The following is a 16,725-nucleotide window of genomic DNA, read 5'->3' as shown; positions in this document are numbered from 1 at the left end:
TTTTCTTCCTTTTGAATACCATAAGAGTGGGGTATCGAGCATATACTCCAACAGAAAGAAAAGGAAGAAGGTGTAAAACAGCAGTATGGCAGCATTACCGGTAACAGGCATTGATATTTCCGAATTCAACGGCGATGTTGATATTGCCGCTCTGAAGGGGCAGATCGGGTTCGCGATCATTCGCTGCGGCTATGGCAGCGATTATTCCAATCAGGACGACAGCCAATATGAGGCCAATGTAAGAAAATGCGAGGCGGCCGGACTTCCCTACGGAGTGTATCTCTATTCCTATGCCAAAAATACGGCTATGGCGGAAAGCGAGGCGGCCCATACCCTGCGCCTGCTTCAGGGCAAGCGCCCGCTGTACGGTGTGTGGTATGACGTGGAGGACAGCTCTCTGCCCACGGGAGAGCAGCTGATCGACAACTGCGTGACCTATTGCAGGGCCATCGAAAAAGCCGGATATTACTGTGGGATCTACGCTTCCCTGTATTGGATGGAAAACCGGCTGAACAGCCCTCGGCTGGATCCTTTCGACAAGTGGATCGCCCAATGGAACGACACCCTGGACTATGAGGGCCCCTTCGGCATTTGGCAATACACCAATAACGGGCTCTTAAACGGCAGAAGGTTTGACATGGACCGGGCCTACAAGGACTATCCGGCGATCATTGAAGGAATGGAGGGAACAGATATGACGAGAGATGAAGTGGCGCAGCTTGCCAGGCAGGAGGCGCAGAAGGTGGTGGCGGAAAACGAAAACCGCTATAAAACGGTGGATTCCGTGCCCAGATGGGCCAGAGAAGCGGTACAGCAGGTCTATGATGATTTAGAGCTTACGGGTACGGAAAATAAGGAGAACGGCACTATCAGGATCGACGCCAGCCCAACCTATGTGCGGGCGCTGTATGTGATCGCGAAGGTGCTGGACCGCATGGACGAAAAGGAAACGCAAAAGCTTGCGGAAGAAATTCAGCAGGAAGAAGCGGCGGAACAGGAAGAGGCAGAGGAAGCAATGGAAGCGTCTGAAGAAGCAGAGAAATAAAAATACTGTTAACAGCCTTTAAACGCTGCCGCCTGGATCGTTTCAGGCGGCAGTTCCTTTTAAAGGATATTTTGGGGAAAAGGACAGAAAATCGTTGTGGAACAGTTGACAAGAAAAGGGGAGAGGAGTAAGATAAGGAGCGTTGGTTTTCAAGGGGTCGAAAGGGGAGCGTACCGCCTGTGCTTACAAGTTCAGGAGAACTGCCCGGAAGGACTTTTTGTTTTTTGACAGGATAAAAATGGGAAAAAGGTGTTCAAAATGACAGAGCTGTTATGTATTTCCGTTGCGCTGGTAGTGGGCCTGATGATGACTCGCCTGCTCAAGCGTTTGCATTTGCCCGATGTTACGGCATATCTGATCGCCGGTGTGCTGCTGGGGCCCTGCCTGTTGGGGCGGCTGGGGATCACGGGCATCGGTTTTACCTCCTTTGAGCAGGTAGAGGTGCTTTCGCCCATTTCCGATGTGGCGCTGGGCTTTATCGCTTTTGCTATCGGCAGTGAATTCCGCCTTTCCTCCCTGCGCTCTACCGGCGGGTCGGCGGTGGTAGTAGGTATTTTCCAGGCTGTGACCGCCACGGTTCTGGTAGACGTTGCGCTGCTGGTCGTTCATATTTTCCTGGGCGATAAATTGCCGGTTTCGGCGGCAATCACCCTGGGAGCCATTGCCGCCGCTACCGCCCCCGCCGCCACCCTGATGGTGGTACGGCAGTATAAGGCCAAGGGTCCCGTTACGGATATCCTGCTGCCTGTGGTGGCGCTGGACGACGCCGTGGGCCTGGTGGTCTTCGCCATTTCCTTCGGCGCGGCTCAGGCCATGACCACAAACGAGGCCAGCGCGGTTTCCATTATTGCCGAGCCGCTGCTGGAGATCGTGCTTTCCCTGCTGCTTGGCGCGCTGCTTGGCTGGGTGCTCACCTTTATGGAAAAGTGGTTCCGCTCCAACCGCAACCGCGTGGCAATGATCGCGGGATTTGTGGTGCTGGCGGTGGCCCTTTCCATGTCCTCCCTTCAGTTCGGGGGAGTGCACATGAAGTTTTCCTCCCTGCTGGTGTGCATGATGCTGGGGACCGTGTTCTGCAATACCTGTCCCACCTCGGAGGACCTGATGAACCGGGCGGATAAATGGTCCGCGCCTTTGCTTACCCTGTTTTTTGTGCTCAGCGGCGCGGAGCTGCGGCTGGACGTGTTTCAGGATCTGGCCACTGTGGGGATCGGTCTGGTGTACATTCTTTCCCGCTCTGTGGGAAAATACCTGGGCGCGCGGGCCAGCAGCCGAATGGCCCACTGTTCCCCGGCAATTCAGAAGTATCTTGGTATTACACTGCTGCCCCAGGCCGGTGTGGCTTTGGGCATGGCCTCTCAGGTGGGGGCTTTGGGGGAGATCGGCTCCACCATTCGCAGCATCGTGCTGTTCGGCGTGCTGATCTACGAGCTGGTAGGCCCCACGCTGACAAAGCTGGCGCTGACTGCCGCCGGAGATATCCAGCCTAAGGAAGAAACTGCCGCTTCTGTAAAAGCTTGAAGTAGAATAAATATGTGATAGAAGACAGAGGACTGAAAGCAGAAAAGCTTTCAGTCTTTGTTTTTTTGCTGTCTATCTTGCTTCCTTCTGGAAAATGATGTAAAATAAACAAAATAAAATAAAACCGGAAGAGGGGTATCTATGAACGTGGTGGAGGTAAGCCGGGAAATCAGCCGTCTGGTTCGGTATGGGCTGCAAAAGGGGCTTTTGGCCCCGGCGGACGAGGCGTACGCAGTGAACAGGCTGTTGGCCGTGCTGGGCGCGGCTTCCTTTGAAAAGCAGGAGGTGGAAGAAACGCTGCCCTATCCGGCGGAGCCCCTGGAGCGGCTGTGCGATCACGCGGCGGAGCAGGGGCTGCTTTCCCCCGATACCCGGGACGCCAGGGATCAGCTGGATACGGAGCTGATGAACTGCCTCATGCCCCGCCCCTCTGAGGTGATCGAAAAATTTTACGCTTTGTACCGGCGGGACAAAAAGGCTGCTACCAATTACTATTACGGCTTGAGCAAGGCCTCCAACTATATCCGGGTGGACCGGGTGGAACGGGACCGAAAGTGGACGGCCCCCACGCCCTATGGAGATCTGGTCATCACCATTAACCTTTCCAAGCCCGAAAAGGACCCCAAGGCCATCGCGGCGGCCAAGAACGCCCCGCAGACCGGCTACCCCAAGTGTGCCCTGTGCCGGGAAAACGAGGGCTTTTCCGGCAGCCCCAATCAGGCGGCCCGGGCAAATCACCGGCTGATCCCCCTGACGCTGTGCGGCGAACCTTGGTTTTTACAGTATTCCCCCTATGTTTATTACAACGAGCACTGTATCGTGCTGAGCGCGGAGCACCGCCCCATGAAGGTGAGCAGGGCTTCCTTTGAGCATTTGCTGGATTTTGTTACGGTGCTGCCCCATTACTTTATCGGCTCCAACGCCGACCTTCCCATTGTGGGCGGCTCTATCCTGTCCCACGATCATTTCCAGGGAGGAAGCCATGAGTTCCCCATGGCCAAGGCCCCTTTGCGGGAAAGCCTTTCCTTTCCTGGCTTTGCGGAGGTGGAGGCGGGGATCGTCAACTGGCCCATGTCCGTGATCCGCCTGCGCAGTGAAAAGAAAGAGGCGCTCATAGAGCTGGGGGACCGTATTTTACAGGCCTGGCGGGGCTATTCCGACAAAAGCGCCGGCATTTTGGCCTTTACCGGCGATACGCCCCACAACACCGTCACGCCCATTGCCCGCCGCAGGGGAGAAGCCTTCGAGCTGGATCTGGTGCTGCGGAACAACCGCACCACAGAGGAGCACCCGATGGGGCTGTTTCACCCTCACGGGGAGTACCACCATATCAAAAAAGAAAATATCGGCCTCATCGAGGTGATGGGCCTTGCCATTCTGCCGCCCCGGCTGCTTTCTGAGATGAAGCTGATGGAGGAGGCCCTCTCCGCCCCGGAGCAGGCGGAAAAGATCTTTTTACGCCCGGAAATGGAAAAGCACCTGGCCTGGTACAGGGAGCTGAAGGCCGCGGGCGTTACGGCGGAAACCGCGGAAAAGGCCGTTCAGGACAGCATTGGCGAAATTTTCGGGAAGATCCTGGGCAACGCCGGAGTCTACAAGGATACCGAGGAGGGCAGAAAGGCCTTTCGGCGGTTCTGCGAAAGCGTATGAGAGAACGAAACGCCGGGCTGGGGGAATGGCTGTTACAGCTGCTTTTTCCCGCCCGCTGTTTGTTTTGCGGAGCGCTGGTTCCGCCGGAGGAAAACCATCCCCTTCGCAATGTCTGCGAGGCGTGCGAAAAAGAACGGCTGCAAACGCCTCTTCTCCGGCGGTACAGTCTGCCGGGAGCGGGAGAAGCGGGCTTTTCCGTTTTTTCCGCCGCGGCCTATGAGGGCGGCTTTCGGAAAACGCTGTACCGGTTTAAGTTTCGGGGAGAAAAGAGCCTTTCCAAGCCCCTGGGAAAGCTTTTGGCGGAAACGGCCAGGCAAACCGGACAGAGCTTTGACGGCGTGGCCTGGGTGCCTATGACAAAGGCCAAAAAGAGAAAGCGGGGCTATGACCAAAGCGAGCTTTTGGCAAGGGAGGCGGCGAAGACGTTGGGTCTTCCCTGTCTGCCGCTTTTGGAAAAGAGGAAGGAAACGGAGACTCAGCACCAGCTTCCCCGGCGGCAGCGGCTTTCCAATGTAAAAAATTCCTATGAGGCAAGGCCCGAGGCACGGGGAAAGGCGTTGCTTCTGGTAGACGATATCGTCACTACAGGCGCTACCCTGCGGGAGTGCGCGAAAGCGCTGTACGAAGCCGGTGCGGCGAGAGTAACAGGCCTGTGCGCGGCAGACTGCGCGGCGGTAAGAACAGAGGAGGAAGGAAGCCTATGATCCATCGGTTTTCCCGGGAGGAATTGCTTTTGGGCCCGGAAAAGCTTCAAAAGCTAAAGGCCTCCCGCGTGGCCGTATTCGGCGCGGGGGGCGTGGGCGGCTACGCCATAGAGGCCCTGGCCCGCAGCGGGATCGGCGCGCTGGATCTCATTGACGGCGATACCGTAAGCCTGACAAACATCAACCGCCAGCTGTTTGCCCTGGAAAGCACCCTTGGCATGCAAAAGGTGGAGGCGGCCGCCCGGCGGGTAAAAGAGATCAATCCCGATTGTGAAGTCGGGGCCTATCCCCTGTTTTTCACGGCGGAAACGGCAGAGAAATTCGATTTTTCCCGGTACGACTATGTGGCGGACGCCATCGATACCGTCACCTGGAAGCTGCTGCTAATCTCCCGGGCAAAGCAGGCGGGAGTGCCGGTGATCTCCTGCATGGGAACCGGAAATAAGCTGGATCCCATGGCCTTTCGGGCGGCGGATATTTCGGAAACCGCCGTGTGCCCCCTGGCAAGGGTGATGCGCAGGGAACTGAAAAGGCGGGGGATTTGTGGGGTAAAGGCGATATTTTCCACAGAAGAAGCAAAAACGCCCCTGCCTGTGGAGGCAGGGGACGAAAAGGGCATGGGCGGCGCCGGGGAAAGCCGCACCGCCACGCCGGGAAGCCTGGCCTTTGTACCTGCCGCCGCGGGCCTGCTGCTGGCGGCGGAGATCGTGAAGGAACTGACAAAAACTGCCTGAAGGGAAGAACAAAATGAAAAAGGTGTTTCTCATTCAAGTGCTCTGTCTGCTGGTGCTGGTATTGGGCGTGCTGCTTCTGGGGATCGAGATCTTTTGGAAGCATCCGATGGACCCGGACCGGATCACTCTCTTTGCGGTATTCACAGGCGCGGGCCTGCTTGGAACCTGCGGCTGCGCTTTGTGGAGGGTGGTTTTTCAACAGAAAAAGCAGTAGAAACGGAAGGATTACGGAGAGCTTTTTACAGCCAGGAAATTTTGTCGCTGCTTTGGGCCGGCAGAAAGCCGATCCGGCCTAAAATGGGCAGTAAAGCGGCAAACAGCACCGCCAGCATCGCCGTTTGGATCGGAAGCATTACCACGTTTTTTACGAGACTCGCAGAAGCATAGTAGAGATATCCCTTTCCGTACAGGATTGCGCTCCACAGGGCCCCCAGGGTGACGTTCAGAATATTGGTGGAAAGCTTCGCCAGGAAAATGCGAAGGATCGTTACCCTTGCGCGGTACAGAAACAGAGCGTACAGCAGCGTGCCAAGCATGGTGGTGAGAGTATAGCCCGGGAAATACGGCCCGGTGGGGTGGAGGAAAAAGGAAATGGTATCTTCAGCCGCCCCAAATACCAGGGCGTTTACAGGCCCCCCGACCATACCGCAGAGAGCTCGGGCTAAAAAGCCCCAGGAAACCCGCACCTTATCCCCAATGGGAATGGAAGGGATCAGGGAAAGCGCCAGACAGGCGGCGATCATCACGGCGGAAAAGGCCAGGGTGGGAAGCTTGGCAAAATCTCTTAGAGCGGTTTGCCAATACGAACGGGAAAAAGGGTGCTTGTAGAGCATAAAAAATACCTCCTGAAATGTGGATTCGGCAGTTTACCCCGGCAGAAAAATTCTGCTTCGGAGCTATGCCGCACAACAGGAGGAAAAATCCGGTTCCGCGGCAGCGGGATGCGGGCGGCGCACTGCAAGCGAAAAAAACGGAACACGCTTTTCCGGCTTTTCGTCCGGCGGACAACTCCCCGTTCCGCCGGCACTGCTCCCAAAAGGGAAACACACGCCGCCCTACTCTGCCTATGTTCTGCCAGTATAGCACAGGAGAAGGGAAAAGGCAATGGGGAATTAGTAGTTAGTTATGAGTAGTTAGTTGTTAGAGAAGGGCGCATAGTTAAGTTAATGAGCAATTTAAGGATAAGGGCACAGTTTGATAAATTAGAATTTATCTGCCCTTTGCCTCCCCTTATTTATAGAGGGGAAACAAACTGCTTCGCAGTCTGCGGGGACCGCCGGACGGCGGTGGAAGGGATAGTCACACGCAGAAAGTATAAAATCGCTAGTTAGAATCCCCTCAGTCACGGCGAAGCCGTGACAGCTCCCCTTGCTTGCAAGGGGAGCCTAAAGGGAGTTAAACTATAATTTATCAGCTTGCCTCCGGTCGGGTCAGAAACTACTCTCCCGCACTGAGCAGGGGCACGAGTGCCTGCGGCGTGGACGCCGCTATCAGAAAAGAAAAGAGGAAAAAGGAAATGAACAGGAAAACAGGGAAACGGATTACGGCGGCGGTGCTGACGCTGGTGCTGCTTTTGGGAATGGCTGGTACCGCGCCTCCGGCGCGGGCGGCGGCGAAGAAACTTGCGGCCATTACCTTTGACGACGGCCCCGGGCCGTATACTGATCGCCTGCTGGACGGGCTGAAGGCGAGAGGGGTAAAGGCCACCTTTTTTATGCTGGGCAGCCGGGCGGAGGCTTACCCTGAGGTGGTAAAGCGTGTGTACCGGGAAGGCCACCAGGTGGCAAACCACAGCTACGGTCACCCGGATCTGACCACCCTTTCCGACGCCGGCGTGAGAAGCCAGATCCAGACCACCAATCAAATTCTGGACCGGGCCTGCGGCAAGGGGACAAGCTATCTGGTGCGTTCCCCCTACGGCAGTGAAAACAGCCGCACCCGTTCCCTGATCGGTGCGCCTTTGATCTTCTGGTCAGTGGACCCGCTGGACTGGAAGTACCGAAACGCGGAAACGGTGAAACAGAATATTCTGCGGGATACCTTCGATGGGGCCATCGTGCTGGTTCATGATATCCACTCCACCAGTGTGGACGGGGCCCTTGCCGCCATCGACGCCTTAAAAAGCAGAGGCTATGAGCTTGTTACGGTGCGGGAGCTTTTCCGCCGCCGGGGAAAGGCCCTGCAAAAGGGGGCGGATCACTATAGCTGCAAGCCCACCGGGAAGGACCTTGGCCCGGTCAAGGCCCCGGTGATCACAAACGAGGCGGAAAGTGGAAGGCTGAAGATCACGATCACCGCCCAGGCGGGGGCGCGGATCTATTATTCCATAGATGGCTCCGCACTAAACGGGGAAAGCAAGCGGTATACCGGGCCGTTTTATGCGGATTCGCCCTGTACGGTGCGGGCTGTGGCGGCTTTCGATATGAACGGAAGCCGCAGCGAGGAGGCTATGGCGGCGATCACCAGGCCAACGGCCAAAGCGCCCCGGATCCAGGTGGAAAACGGTGTCCTGACCTTGAAAAATGTCACCGAGGGCGCAAGGGTGTTTTACACCCTGGACGGCACGGCCGCCACCACGGCCTCCACGGAATACACAGGGCCGGTGGAGCTTTCCCCCGGCACGGTGATCTCCGCCTGCGCCGGCGGAGGGGAGCTGCTTTCCAGCGGGGAAGCACGGGCGGTGTATTCCCACCGGGGCAATTTCTTCCGGGATATTTTTCCTGGCCAGTGGTATTACAGCGATGCGGACAGAGCGGTTTCCGAAGGCTACCTCTACGGCATGGGAGACGGACTGTTCGCCCCGGAGAAGCCTGTTACCAGGGGACAGCTGGTAACATTTCTATATCGGTATTCCGGGGAACAGGCAGCGGCGGAGGAACTGGGGGCGCTGCCCTTTGCCGATGTGGCGCCGGAGGAATACTATGGAGAAGCGGTGGCCTGGGCCTACGGGCGGGGGATCGTCAGCGGTTACAGCGAAACGGTGTTCCGCCCGGAACGAAAAGTCACCCGGGAGGAAATGAGCGTGATCTTCGCGAAATTTCTGAGGTACCGGGGAACTCCCGTGCCGGACAGCAAAGGGGCCGCCAAAAAATACCTGGATTCCGAAAAAATCTCCCCCTGGGCGATGGAATCGGTGGAACAAATGACAGCCTGGGGGCTTCTGGCGGGAGATACCAACGGGAAATTTCTGCCCGGCGCGGGCTCTACCCGGGGGCAGGCGGCGTCGGTGCTGATGCGCCTTGCTGATTTAGTTGTTAGTTCTTAGTTATTAGTTGTTAGAGAAGGGCGGAGGTTTTTTGTGAAGATCGGGTGCTGTGTTTCTCTGTTTCACGATGCTGTTTTTACGCTTTCCGAGCTGGGGGTGGACTATGCTGAGATCGGCCTCAGCGAACTTTCTTTGCACAGCGGGGAGAAGATCTCAGAGCGTGCGGAGCGTCTTTCTGAGGCGGGGGTTCCCTGCCTTGCGGGCAACGTGCTGTTTCCCGGCGAGCTTGCCCTGACCGGCCCCCACACAGAGCTTTCCGCCATTTCCGAATATCTCGGGGCCACGCTGGAAAAGGCCGCCTTACTGGGAGTGCGAACGGTGGTTTTCGGCAGCGGCGGCTCCCGCCGGGCGCCGGAGGGTTTTCCCCGGGAGGCAGCCTGGGAGCAGCTGCGCGGTCTTTGCGCCGAGCTGCTTTCTCCCGCCCTGCAAAAGCATGGCATGACCTGCTGTATCGAGCCCTTAAACCGGAGGGAATGCAATATTTTGAATACCAGCGAGGAGTGCGCCTGTCTGGTGCGGGAGGTGGGAAAGCCTAATATCCGCCTTTTGGTTGACCTGTACCATTTTGACCTGGAGCGGGAACCCCTCTCCGTATTGGCGGGCTATGGGGATATTTTAGCCCATGCTCACATTGCCAGCGCCAAAAACGGCCGCGCGCTCCCCAAAGAGGGAGACGGAGAGGATTATGCCGCTTTCTTTCAGGCCCTGAGATCCATCGGCTATTCCGGAAGTCTTTCTCTGGAAGGCTCGGTTTCCGGGACCTTTGAAGATTGTATCGCGGAAAGCGCCGCTTATGTAAGGAAGTTTTCCGCTCTGAAGGCCTGAATTTGCTTCCGGTGGGGCACGCCGAGAGAAAAAGCCGTGAATGCCTTTTGCAACTGACGGTTGCGGAGGTTCCAGCTCCGCTTTGTGTTTCGTGGCCGGAAAAAGCGATAGAATAGGGAAACAATATTCCCCCGTTCGAAGTTGTTTTTCCGCCGAACGGAAAAAGGAGGCTTTTTATGAAATTCGGAGAAAAATTGCAGACCCTTCGGAAGTCCCGGGGCATGTCTCAGGAGCAGCTGGCGGAGCGGCTGGAGGTTTCCCGGCAGTCGGTTTCCAAATGGGAGCTGGAGGAATCCGTCCCGGAGCTGGATAAGGTGATCGCGCTCAGCGAGGTGTTCGGCGTGACCACCGATTATTTGCTGAAAGACGCCGCGGAGCCCCAGCCCGCTTTGCCCGCGGCCCGAGAGCCCTGCCGGAAAACAGTGGGGCAGGTGCAGTATGTGTGTTCCGCAGGTCTTATGGCCATTGGGCTTTTCGCCGCTTTTGCGGAATGGTACGAACAGCAGGCCGACCCCGCCATTTGGATGGGACTGACTTTCCAAACGGCGGGCGTTGTTTGGTACTTTGCGGGGAAGCTGATCTGCCGTCAGGAAGCCCCTTTTTTTCTGAAGCTTCTGAATTGGGCCCTGGGCCTGTTCTTACCGGTATCCATGGCGGCGAGCTTTCTTCTGGAAAGACGGCTTTGCCCCTATCCCGCGGAACTTCCAATGACCGCCCTGTTCCTGGCGCTGTACCTGGGGGCGTTGGCAGCTGCCTTTTTCCTGCTGAGAAAAGGGGAAAAAAGAAGGAGCTAGAAAGCGGCGGATATGTGTGAAGTGGGAGGGTAATTCCTAATCCAACCGGAAGGAAAGCGATAAATTATAGTTTAGCGAACTAGTCGTTAGCTATTAGTTGTTAGTCGTTAGAGAGGGGCGAGTTCTCACTTTTGTCATTCTGAGGAACGAAGAATCTCGTCCTTCATTTCCTGAATAGAAGGGAAAAGGGCGAGATTCTTCACTTCGTTCAGAATGACAGGAGAAAAATAAGCGAATCACTATTGGTCGGGTCAGAAACCGATTTCCCGCACCAAACAGCTTCACGAGTGGGTGCAGCGGTAGGCTGCAAATTCCAATTTATCGGACTAATCTCTTGCCCTTCATTCCTCATTTTTCTTTTCTCTTCCTCGTTGAGAAGCTTCACAAGTACTGGAGCTCCAACCTTTTCGCCCTTGCGCAGGCAAGGAGGTCTCCCTCGCTTTCCTGAAGCAGGGGGAGGAGATCCTTTTCCGCTTGCAGGGAGAAGCAGTCGATTTCCGCCCGCAGGGAAAGGCCCTGCTCGGTTTTTTCCTTGCGCATGGCGGAGAGACCGTTTTTGATACATTCGCCGAAGCGCAGCAGCCGCTGATCTGGGGCCTCGGGGCGTGGCCAGCGGGTCTGGTGCAGGGAAAGCTCCTGTCTGTTTTTGCGGAAAAGCTCCTGATAGATCGCCTCCGTAATGTGAGGAGCGAAGGGAGCGTACAGCTGCAAAACGGAAAACAGGCCGTGGTACAGCGCGTATTGGGCAGCCCTGCGGGGCTGCTCCTTTTGTTTTTCCGGGGAATACAGCCTGTCCTTTACAAGCTCGATATAGGTATCGCAGAAATCGTTCCAGAAAAACCGGTCGATCTCCTTTCTGGCCTGGCCCGCCTCGTACTGCTCCAAAAGGGAAACGGCGGCGCACAGCGTTTCGTCCCGCCGGGCCAGAAGCCAGCGGTCTGCCGGAAGCGGCGGGGCGGGGGAATCGGCGGGGGAAAAATCCTCCAGCAGGGAGGCGGCGAATCGGGCGGCGTTCCACAACTTTGTGAGCAGGCGCTTTTCCGGCTGCAGCTCCGCCGGGGAGAAAAAGGAATCTGTTCCCAGGCGGGCGTTTGCCGTCCACAGCCGAAGGGCGTCTGCCGAGTGCTCTCCGATGAGGGCGGAGGGGTCCGCTCCGTTTCCCTTGGATTTGCTGATTTTTTCTCCCTTCTTCGCCAGCACGAAGCCGGTGATCATCAGCTCCTTCCAGGGCAGCTTTCCGGTGTGGAACAGGCTGCGGGCAATGGAATAGAAAGTCCAGGTGCGAATGATCTCGTGGGCGTGGGTGCGCATGGTCATGGGATATTCCGCAAGGCCCCGGCTTTTGTGGAGCAGGGGCGTGATAGAAGAAGTAGCCCAGGTGTCCAGTACGGCGGTTTCCGGCAGAAATTCTGTACAGCCGCAGGCACATTTGCCCTCATAAGGTGTTTCCATGGGGTCTATGGGCAGGGAAGCTTCTTCAGCGAACGCGGGCTTTCCGCAGCTTTTGCAGTACCATACCGGGAAGGGAACGCCGTAGTACCGCTGGCGGGAAACGCACCAATCCCATTTCAGGTTTTCCACCCAATCCAGATACCGGTCCTTCATTTGCGCCGGGCGCCAGCAGATCTCTTCCGCTGCTTCCCTAAGCCCTTCCCGCTCCGGCAGAACGCGGATATACCATTGCCGGGAGGGTAAAATTTCCACCGGGGTGCCGCACCGTTCGTGCACCGCCACGGTGTGGGAAATGGGTTCCCGCTGAAGGATCAGCCCGGCTTCCTCCAGAAGTTTTACGATCTCTTTTCTTCCTTCCCTGACGGAAAGCCCGGCAAGCTTCGGCACTTCGGGGGCGAAAACGCCCTCCGGCAAAAGCACCTTTCGTATGGGAAGCTGATGCTCCTCCACCCACTGGGCGTCGGTGCTGTCTCCGAAGGTGGCGCACATCACAATGCCGGTGCCTTTTTCCGGGTCCGCCTTTTCGTCCGGCAGAATGGGGATCTCAAAGCCGTAAAGGGGCACCTTCGCCGTTTTTCCCAAGTAGTTTTGGTACTGCTTGTTTTCCGGGTGGATCAGCAGGCACACGCAGCCATAAAGCAGCTCCGGGCGGGTGGTGGCCACGGGCAAAAGCTCTTCGCCGCAGGAAAAGGGAAGGGTGTAAAAAACAGAGTCTGTTTCCCGGGTTTCCAGCTCCGCTTGGGCAATGGAGGTGCGGCACTGGGTACACCACAGCACCGGGGCCTCCCGGCAGACGGCTTTTCCCTCCCGGGCAAGCTCCAGAAACAAAGCCTGAGAAAGCCTGCGCGTTTCCGGGGAAGCGGTTTCGTATTGCAGGCTCCAGTCTACGGAAAAGCCCATGGAGGAAAAAAGCTCCCGAAAGGCTTTTTCGTACCGGGCGGCGGTTTCCCGGCACTTTTCGATAAACTCCCGGCGGGGCAGGTCTCTGGCCCGAAGGCCCTGCTCCCGCTCCACCAGCCGCTCGGTGGGCAGGCCGTTATCGTCAAAGCCGAAGGGATAGTACACGTTTTCGCCCCGCATTCGGTGAAACCGGGCGATCATCTCCGCCTGGGTGTAGGAAAACAGATGGCCGATGTGCAGGCTGCCGCTGACGGTGGGCGGAGGGGTGTCGATGGAATAAAGCTTTCCCTCCCTGTTGGGATCGAACCGATAGATCCCTTCTTTTTCCCAAAGTGCCTGCATGGCAGGCTCCCAGCTGTGAAAATCGTAACGCTTTTCCATAAAATGACCCTCTTTCTCAAAAATAGGTGGGAAACAAAAAACGCCCTAAGCAGCTTTACTGCTTAGGGCGAAAGAAATTCCGCGGTACCACCTAAGTTCGGGAGGCAAAGCTCCCGCGCTCATTTCCGTGCGGGGCCAAAGGGCCCGATACGGCTTTCCCTGTAACGGCGGAAACTGTTCCGGCGGCGCCTACTCAGGGGGGTCATCCCCTTTGGGGCCGCAGCTCCGAGGCTACTTCCGCGTTCCCTTCACGAAGGCTTGCACCAACCGCCTTCTCTCTCTGCTTCGGGGGATCGCGTACTCCTCCTCTTCTCAGCCTTTGCTCTGTTATTCGGCGAAATACTCTGTTTCCCATCGCCGTGCTTTCAGGTTTACCACAGGAATGGAAATTTGTCAAGCGGAAACTTTTGGAGCGGTACAGGGAAATCTCTATCAAAAAGCAAAATACCGCACATTTTTCCCTTTCTTTTCCAGGAAAAGGGTGTTATACTGAATTCAGGAGCTGGAACAGCCAGCCTCCACGCAAAATCAGAGAGGAGCTCTAATTATGGCAAAGATCATCGGCAGACCGGCCTTACCCAACATGCCCTGGCAGGACAAGCCCGCGGGGTACGATAAGCCCGTGTGGCGCTACACGGAAAACCCTATTATTCAGAGAGACGCAATCCCCACCTCCAACAGCATTTTCAATTCCGCCGTGGTGGTATTCGGCGACGCTTATGCGGGCGTGTTCCGCTGCGATAACAGAGGCGTGGAAATGGATATCTTTGCCGGCTTCTCCAAAGACGGCATTCACTGGGACATCAACCCCGATCCCATCGTGTTCGAAGGCGAGAAAGAGGTTACCCGCAAGGAGTACCGTTATGATCCCCGGGTGTGCCTGATCGACGGAAAGTATTATATCACCTGGTGCAACGGTTACCACGGCCCCACCATCGGCATTGGCTGGACAGAGGATTTCAAAACCTTCCACCAGCTGGAAAACGCGTTTTTGCCCTATAACCGCAACGGCGTGCTGTTCCCCCGGAAAATAAACGGCAACTTTGCTATGGTCAGCCGCCCCAGCGATACCGGCCACACTCCCTTCGGAGATATTTTCTACAGCGAGAGCCCCGACCTGTGCTACTGGGGGAAGCACCGCTGGCTGTTTGGCACCGCCAACGGCTGGCAGAGCAAGAAGGTAGGCCCCGGCCCCACCCCCATTGAGACCGATGAGGGCTGGCTGATGATCTATCACGGCGTGCTGAATTCCTGCAACGGCTTTGTCTACCGCTTCGGCGTGGCCCTTCTGGATATCGACCGCCCCTGGATCGTAAAGGAGCGCTGCAACTTCTATGTGTTCGGGCCGGAAGAGCAGTATGAGCTTACCGGAGACGTGCCCAACGTCACCTTCCCCTGCGCCACCCTCACAGACCCGGAGACCGGGCGCATCACCATTTACTATGGCGCTGCCGATACCGTAACAGGCCTTGCCTTTACCACCGTGGACGAGCTGTTCTCCTATATGAGAAAGTATCCCATGAACGTAGGCGACCAGGAAAATAAATAATTGACAGGAAGCCGCTTCGCAAAAGAGTCGTCATTTGTGAAGCGCGCAAAAAATACCCGCTGAGGAGCAAGGGCTTCTCAGCGGGTATTTTTTGATAAACTAAATGATAAATCAGGCGGAGAGGCGAGAACGGTGGAAGGGATAGTCACACGCAGAAAGCAGGATAGAATCGCTGGTTATAATCCCCTCAGTCAGCCTTCGGCTGACAGCTCCCCTTGCGGAGCAAGGGGAGCCTAAGGGCACAAACACCCCACAACTAATTTTTGATCTCCAACGGCTGCTTTTCTTCCGCGCACAGCTGGCCGCAGGCGGCGGAGATATCGGAGCCGAACTGGGTGCGGGCGGAGCAGCTGATGCCCATTTGCCGCAGCACCCGCAGGAATTCCCGGACGCGCTGGGGCTCCGGTGAGGTGAAAAGCTCTCCGGCGCGCTCTGCCGCGTTATAGGGGATCAGGTCAATATGATACAGGGGAAGTTCCCGGGGATTCCGCCGAAGCAGCTGCCCCAGCCTTCTGGCGTGGGCGGTGCTGTCGTTCAGGTTTTTCAGCAGGATATAGGCCAGAAATACCCGGCGGTTGGTGCGGCGGATATGGGCGTTCAGGGCGGCAAGGACCTGCTCCATGGGCCAGCGGCGCTCCACAGGCATCAGCCTTTTTCGCAGCTCCGGAGCAGGGGCGTGCAGGGAATAGGCCAGGTTCACCTGGGGGTATTCCAGGGTAAGCCGCCGGATCCCCGGCAGCACGCCTACAGTGGAAACCGTGATCCTGCGCTGGCTCAGGCCAAAAAGGGCGGGGTCTGTCAACAGGGAAAGGGCGGAAAACAGGTGCGGGTTTGCGAAGGGCTCGCCCATGCCCATAAAGGAAACGCTGTGGAGCGTATGGCCCTGCAAATGGAAGTATAAAAGCTGCTCCACGATCTCCCAGGCGGTGAGATCCCGCCTTTTGCCCATGCCGCCTGTGGCGCAGAATTTACAGCCGAAGGCGCACCCGCATTGGGAGGAAATGCAGAAGGATTCCCAGCCCTTGCGATAGTGAAGGCGCACAGCCTCCACCCGTTCGCCGTCCTCCAGGGCAAACAGCAGCTTATCCGCCTGGCCGGAAAGACTTTCGTGGACCGGGCGCAGGGTGAGAACGGTTTCCCCCAGCTCTTGTGTCAGCCTGTCCCGCAGCCCGGCGGGCAGAACGGTCATCTCCTGAAACCGGGAGATCCTTCGGTGAAACACCGCCTGAAGGATCTGGCGGTATCGGTAATCAGGCTGCTCCCAGCAGCCCAAAAGCTCCTTGCATTGTTCTAATTTTGTCATGATCGGTTCTCCTTTTACAGATTGAAGTACAAGGCACCGATCTTCCGGCTCTTAAAATAATCGCTGCGCGATCATCGCGGTTGACGCTTATGATAAGATAAGGCAGGCAAAGGCCGCCGGAAAAACCGGCTTTGTCTGCCGGAAGCGGCAGACGACGACTTTGCGGGAAGAAATTAACATGACGGCTCCTCCTTTCAGGAAAACGACAAAAAGAAAAGGCTGTGAGAAGGCACCTTCTCACAGCCTGGTTTTCATGCTACGCCGCCCAAAACGGTGGCGTCAGCGAGAAACAGGGAGAGACAGGACCTTTCTTACACGGAAAAAACCACCGCGAACTGCGGTGTGAGTTTCACAGGTAAGCAAAGTACTGTCGCATTTCTCCGTCCTCGTTTTTCTTTCAGTCTTTTCCGAGTATAGCATAGTAAAAAAGGAATTGCAAGTAAAAACAGCCGGGCTTTTTCGGAAGATGTTTTTACAAAAGAACCTGTTGACTTTTCCGCCCTGACGTGGTAGAGTGAAAATACCGTCGTTACCAAATGCCGGAAGGAACCGTGAACTCCTGTCCGGCGCAGAAGGATATCGAATAGATATCCTTCCTTGTT

The 16,725-nt window shown here is 56.7% G+C and carries 13 protein-coding genes, 1 riboswitch and 1 other annotated feature; of the genes, 10 read left to right on the top strand and 3 right to left on the bottom strand.

Annotated elements, in window-relative coordinates; all coding sequences use genetic code 11:
* Positions 1-85 precede the first annotated feature (85 nt).
* The 6 genes from U8T64_RS13430 to U8T64_RS13405 all read left to right on the top strand — a co-directional run bounded on the left by U8T64_RS13430 (position 86) and on the right by U8T64_RS13405 (position 5,868).
* Positions 86-1,045 (top strand): glycoside hydrolase family 25 protein, encoded by a 960-nt coding sequence (locus U8T64_RS13430; protein ID WP_322184284.1) that lies wholly within the window; start codon positions 86-88, stop codon positions 1,043-1,045.
* 258 nt (positions 1,046-1,303) lie between these two features.
* Positions 1,304-2,566 (top strand): cation:proton antiporter, encoded by a 1,263-nt coding sequence (locus U8T64_RS13425; RefSeq protein ID WP_322184282.1) that lies wholly within the window; start codon positions 1,304-1,306, stop codon positions 2,564-2,566.
* A 141-nt stretch (positions 2,567-2,707) separates the two neighbouring features.
* Positions 2,708-4,216 carry a UDP-glucose--hexose-1-phosphate uridylyltransferase gene (gene galT, locus U8T64_RS13420; RefSeq protein ID WP_322184280.1) on the top strand — a complete coding sequence of 503 codons (1,509 nt, stop codon included), beginning with the start codon at positions 2,708-2,710 and terminating at the stop codon, positions 4,214-4,216.
* The gene (locus U8T64_RS13415) at positions 4,213-4,920 is read left to right on the top strand and encodes a ComF family protein (RefSeq protein ID WP_322184278.1); all 708 of its coding nucleotides are present in this window, start codon (positions 4,213-4,215) and stop codon (positions 4,918-4,920) included. Before galT ends, U8T64_RS13415 begins: the two co-directional genes overlap by 4 nt.
* Positions 4,917-5,654: a tRNA threonylcarbamoyladenosine dehydratase gene (locus U8T64_RS13410; RefSeq protein ID WP_322184276.1), complete on the top strand. Its 738-nt coding sequence runs from the start codon at positions 4,917-4,919 to the stop codon at positions 5,652-5,654. The genes U8T64_RS13415 and U8T64_RS13410 overlap by 4 nt, the downstream gene beginning before the upstream one ends.
* Positions 5,655-5,667: 13 nt before the next feature.
* The gene (locus tag U8T64_RS13405) at positions 5,668-5,868 is read left to right on the top strand and encodes a hypothetical protein (protein WP_322184274.1); all 201 of its coding nucleotides are present in this window, start codon (positions 5,668-5,670) and stop codon (positions 5,866-5,868) included.
* Between the two features lie 25 nt (positions 5,869-5,893).
* Here the strand turns inward: U8T64_RS13405 and U8T64_RS13400 are convergent, their stop codons facing one another.
* Positions 5,894-6,487 carry a folate family ECF transporter S component gene (locus U8T64_RS13400; protein ID WP_322184272.1) on the bottom strand — a complete coding sequence of 198 codons (594 nt, stop codon included), beginning with the start codon at positions 6,485-6,487 and terminating at the stop codon, positions 5,894-5,896.
* A gap of 99 nt (positions 6,488-6,586) precedes the next feature.
* Positions 6,587-6,719, bottom strand: a riboswitch (THF riboswitch).
* Positions 6,720-7,170: 451 nt separating this feature from the next.
* Here U8T64_RS13400 and U8T64_RS13395 point away from each other — a divergent pair.
* From U8T64_RS13395 to U8T64_RS13385, 3 genes are all read left to right on the top strand, one after another.
* A complete protein-coding gene (locus tag U8T64_RS13395; protein WP_322184270.1) occupies positions 7,171-8,919 on the top strand; it encodes a polysaccharide deacetylase family protein in 1,749 nt (582 codons plus the stop codon).
* 33 nt (positions 8,920-8,952) lie between these two features.
* Positions 8,953-9,744, top strand: a complete 792-nt coding sequence (locus U8T64_RS13390; protein ID WP_322184268.1) for a sugar phosphate isomerase/epimerase family protein — start codon at positions 8,953-8,955, stop codon at positions 9,742-9,744.
* Positions 9,745-9,920: 176 nt separating this feature from the next.
* Entirely contained in the window at positions 9,921-10,538 is a 618-nt protein-coding gene (locus tag U8T64_RS13385; protein WP_322184266.1) for a helix-turn-helix domain-containing protein, read from the top strand.
* A gap of 381 nt (positions 10,539-10,919) precedes the next feature.
* Here the strand turns inward: U8T64_RS13385 and U8T64_RS13380 are convergent, their stop codons facing one another.
* Positions 10,920-13,271, bottom strand: a complete 2,352-nt coding sequence (locus U8T64_RS13380) for a valine--tRNA ligase (RefSeq protein WP_322184264.1) — start codon at positions 13,269-13,271, stop codon at positions 10,920-10,922.
* 60 nt (positions 13,272-13,331) lie between these two features.
* Positions 13,332-13,594, bottom strand: a binding site (T-box leader).
* 221 nt (positions 13,595-13,815) lie between these two features.
* Here U8T64_RS13380 and U8T64_RS13375 point away from each other — a divergent pair.
* On the top strand, positions 13,816-14,820 hold the full coding sequence (locus U8T64_RS13375) for a glycoside hydrolase family 130 protein (RefSeq protein ID WP_322184332.1): 1,005 nt from the start codon (positions 13,816-13,818) through the stop codon (positions 14,818-14,820).
* Between the two features lie 256 nt (positions 14,821-15,076).
* Here U8T64_RS13375 and cfr read toward each other — a convergent pair whose 3' ends face one another.
* Complete coding sequence (gene cfr, locus U8T64_RS13370; protein ID WP_322184262.1) at positions 15,077-16,123, bottom strand: 23S rRNA (adenine(2503)-C(8))-methyltransferase Cfr; 1,047 nt, start codon at positions 16,121-16,123, stop codon at positions 15,077-15,079.
* Between the last annotated feature and the right edge of the window lie 602 nt (positions 16,124-16,725).

Origin of the sequence: Neglectibacter caecimuris (assembly GCF_034335015.1) — a bacterium.
Taxonomy (GTDB): Bacteria; Bacillota; Clostridia; order Oscillospirales; family Acutalibacteraceae; genus Acutalibacter; species Acutalibacter caecimuris_A.
This window is presented reverse-complemented; position numbering and strand designations above follow the sequence as displayed.

What these genes read in the sequence shown, in the direction of transcription:
- U8T64_RS13430 (WP_322184284.1), top strand. Translation starts at nt 86, where the DNA reads ATGGCAGCATTACCGGTAACAGGCATTGATATTTCCGAATTCAACGGC.
- U8T64_RS13425 (WP_322184282.1), top strand. Translation starts at nt 1,304, where the DNA reads ATGACAGAGCTGTTATGTATTTCCGTTGCGCTGGTAGTGGGCCTGATG.
- galT (WP_322184280.1), top strand. Translation starts at nt 2,708, where the DNA reads ATGAACGTGGTGGAGGTAAGCCGGGAAATCAGCCGTCTGGTTCGGTAT.
- U8T64_RS13415 (WP_322184278.1), top strand. Translation starts at nt 4,213, where the DNA reads ATGAGAGAACGAAACGCCGGGCTGGGGGAATGGCTGTTACAGCTGCTT.
- U8T64_RS13410 (WP_322184276.1), top strand. Translation starts at nt 4,917, where the DNA reads ATGATCCATCGGTTTTCCCGGGAGGAATTGCTTTTGGGCCCGGAAAAG.
- U8T64_RS13405 (WP_322184274.1), top strand. Translation starts at nt 5,668, where the DNA reads ATGAAAAAGGTGTTTCTCATTCAAGTGCTCTGTCTGCTGGTGCTGGTA.
- U8T64_RS13400 (WP_322184272.1), bottom strand. Translation starts at nt 6,487, where the DNA reads ATGCTCTACAAGCACCCTTTTTCCCGTTCGTATTGGCAAACCGCTCTA.
- U8T64_RS13395 (WP_322184270.1), top strand. Translation starts at nt 7,171, where the DNA reads ATGAACAGGAAAACAGGGAAACGGATTACGGCGGCGGTGCTGACGCTG.
- U8T64_RS13385 (WP_322184266.1), top strand. Translation starts at nt 9,921, where the DNA reads ATGAAATTCGGAGAAAAATTGCAGACCCTTCGGAAGTCCCGGGGCATG.
- U8T64_RS13380 (WP_322184264.1), bottom strand. Translation starts at nt 13,271, where the DNA reads ATGGAAAAGCGTTACGATTTTCACAGCTGGGAGCCTGCCATGCAGGCA.
- cfr (WP_322184262.1), bottom strand. Translation starts at nt 16,123, where the DNA reads ATGACAAAATTAGAACAATGCAAGGAGCTTTTGGGCTGCTGGGAGCAG.